Genomic DNA, 2,500 nt, shown 5'->3' with positions numbered 1-2,500 from the left:
GCAAGGTGTAGACCCGAAACCGGGCGATCTATCCATGGGCAGGTTGAAGATTGAGTAACATCAATTGGAGGACCGAACTCACTAATGTTGAAAAATTAGGAGATGACCTGTGGATCGGAGTGAAAGGCTAATCAAGCCCGGAGATAGCTGGTTCTCCCCGAAATCTATTTAGGTAGAGCCTCGGACGAATACCATTGGGGGTAGAGCACTGTTTCGGCTAGGGGGTCATCCCGACTTACCAACCCGATGCAAACTCCGAATACCAATGAGTACTATCCGGGAGACACACGGCGGGTGCTAACGTTCGTCGTGAAGAGGGAAACAACCCAGACCGCCAGCTAAGGTCCCAAAGTCATGGTTCAGTGGGAAACGATGTGGGAAGGCATAGACAGCTAGGAGGTTGGCTTAGAAGCAGCCATCCTTTAAAGAAAGCGTAATAGCTCACTAGTCGAGTCGGCCTGCGCGGAAGATGTAACGGGGCTAAACCATGCACCGAAGCTGCGGCAGCGCGTATTTATTTATGTGCTGGGTAGGGGAGCGTTGTGTAAGCCGTAGAAGGTGGATTGAGAAGTCTGCTGGAGGTATCACAAGTGCGAATGCTGACATGAGTAACGATAATGGGGGTGAAAAACCCCCACGCCGGAAGACCAAGGGTTCCTATCCCATGCTAATCAGGGTAGGGTAAGTCGGCCCCTAAGGCGAGGCTGAGAAGCGTAGTCGATGGGAAACAGGTTAATATTCCTGTACTGCTGCATACTGCGATGGGGTGACGGAGAAGGCTAGGTAATCGCGGCGTTGGTAGTCCGCGTGAAAGTGAGTAGGCAGGGGGATTAGGCAAATCCGGTTCCCTATATGCTGAGACACGAGACGAGCTCCTACGGGAGTGAAGTTACTGATGCCATACTTCCAGGAAAACCCTCTAAGCTTCAGGTATGCAGAACCGTACCCGAAACCGACACAGGTGGTCAGGTAGAGAATACTAAGGCGCTTGAGAGAACTCGGGTGAAGGAACTAGGCAAAATAGTACCGTAACTTCGGGAGAAGGTACGCCCTTTATTGTGAAGGCCTTGCGCCGTAAGCGATGGAGGGCCGCAGTGACCAGGTGGCTGGGACTGTTTATTAAAAACACAGCACTCTGCAAACTCGAAAGAGGACGTATAGGGTGTGACACCTGCCCGGTGCCGGAAGGTTAATTGATGGGGTTAGCTTAGGCGAAGCTCTTGATCGAAGCCCCGGTAAACGGCGGCCGTAACTATAACGGTCCTAAGGTAGCGAAATTCCTTGTCGGGTAAGTTCCGACCTGCACGAATGGTGTAACCATGGCCACGCTGTCTCCACCCGAGACTCAGTGAAATTGAAATCGCAGTGAAGATGCTGTGTACCCGCGGCTAGACGGAAAGACCCCGTGAACCTTTACTACAGCTTGGCACTGAACATTGAACCTACATGTGTAGGATAGGTGGGAGGCTTAGAAGCGTGAACGCCAGTTTGCGTGGAGCCGCCCTTGAAATACCACCCTTGTACGTTTGATGTTCTAACGGCGACTGCTGAATCGTGGTCCCGGACAGTGCCTGGTGGGTAGTTTGACTGGGGCGGTCTCCTCCCAAAGAGTAACGGAGGAGCACGAAGGTTGGCTAAGTACGGTCGGACATCGTACGGTTAGTGCAATGGCATAAGCCAGCTTAACTGCGAGACAGACACGTCGAGCAGGTGCGAAAGCAGGTCATAGTGATCCGGTGGTTCTGAATGGAAGGGCCATCGCTCAACGGATAAAAGGTACTCCGGGGATAACAGGCTGATACCGCCCAAGAGTTCATATCGACGGCGGTGTTTGGCACCTCGATGTCGGCTCATCACATCCTGGGGCTGAAGTCGGTCCCAAGGGTATGGCTGTTCGCCATTTAAAGTGGTACGCGAGCTGGGTTTAGAACGTCGTGAGACAGTTCGGTCCCTATCTGCCGTGGGCGTTTGAGAATTGAGAGGGGTTGCTCCTAGTACGAGAGGACCGGAGTGAACGAACCGCTGGTGTTCGGGTTGTCATGCCAATGGCACTGCCCGGTAGCTACGTTCGGAATCGATAACCGCTGAAAGCATCTAAGCGGGAAGCGAGCCTCGAGATGAGTTCTCACTGGAGTGTAATCTCCCTAAAGGGTTGTTGAAGACTACAACGTTGATAGGCACGGTGTGGAAGCGCTGTAAGGCGTTGAGCTAACGTGTACTAATTGCCCGTGAGGCTTAACCATACAACACCTAAGTGGTGTTGTTGTGTGACAGGCGTAAGAAGCGCGAAGAACGACACGACACGAAGTAAGTGTGAGTGAGTTATGCCGGCTCAGGCTTCGACTTTATCAGATTGTTCAAATTATACCAACTTTGTCTGGCGGCCATAGCGACGTGGAACCACCTGAATCCTTTCCGAACTCAGAAGTGAAACATGTCAGCGCCGATGGTAGTGTGGGGCCTCCCCATGCGAGAGTAGGACACCGCCAGGCGCCTATTA

General features: G+C 52.6%; 2 rRNA genes (1 of these 2 cut by a window edge). Both read left to right on the top strand.

What is annotated here, in order from left to right:
* Positions 1 to 2,243 (top strand): 23S ribosomal RNA (locus tag CWE08_RS11890); it begins 648 nt to the left of the window's first position.
* Positions 2,244 to 2,376: 133 nt separating this feature from the next.
* A 5S ribosomal RNA gene (gene rrf, locus CWE08_RS11885) occupies positions 2,377 to 2,492 on the top strand.
* The last annotated feature ends 8 nt before the right edge of the window (positions 2,493 to 2,500 follow it).

Source organism: Aliidiomarina iranensis, from assembly GCF_003987135.1.
In the GTDB taxonomy this organism is placed as follows: Bacteria; Pseudomonadota; Gammaproteobacteria; order Enterobacterales; family Alteromonadaceae; genus Aliidiomarina; species Aliidiomarina iranensis.
The sequence above is the reverse complement of the archived record's forward strand: the minus strand, read 5'-3'. Positions and strand labels throughout refer to the sequence as shown.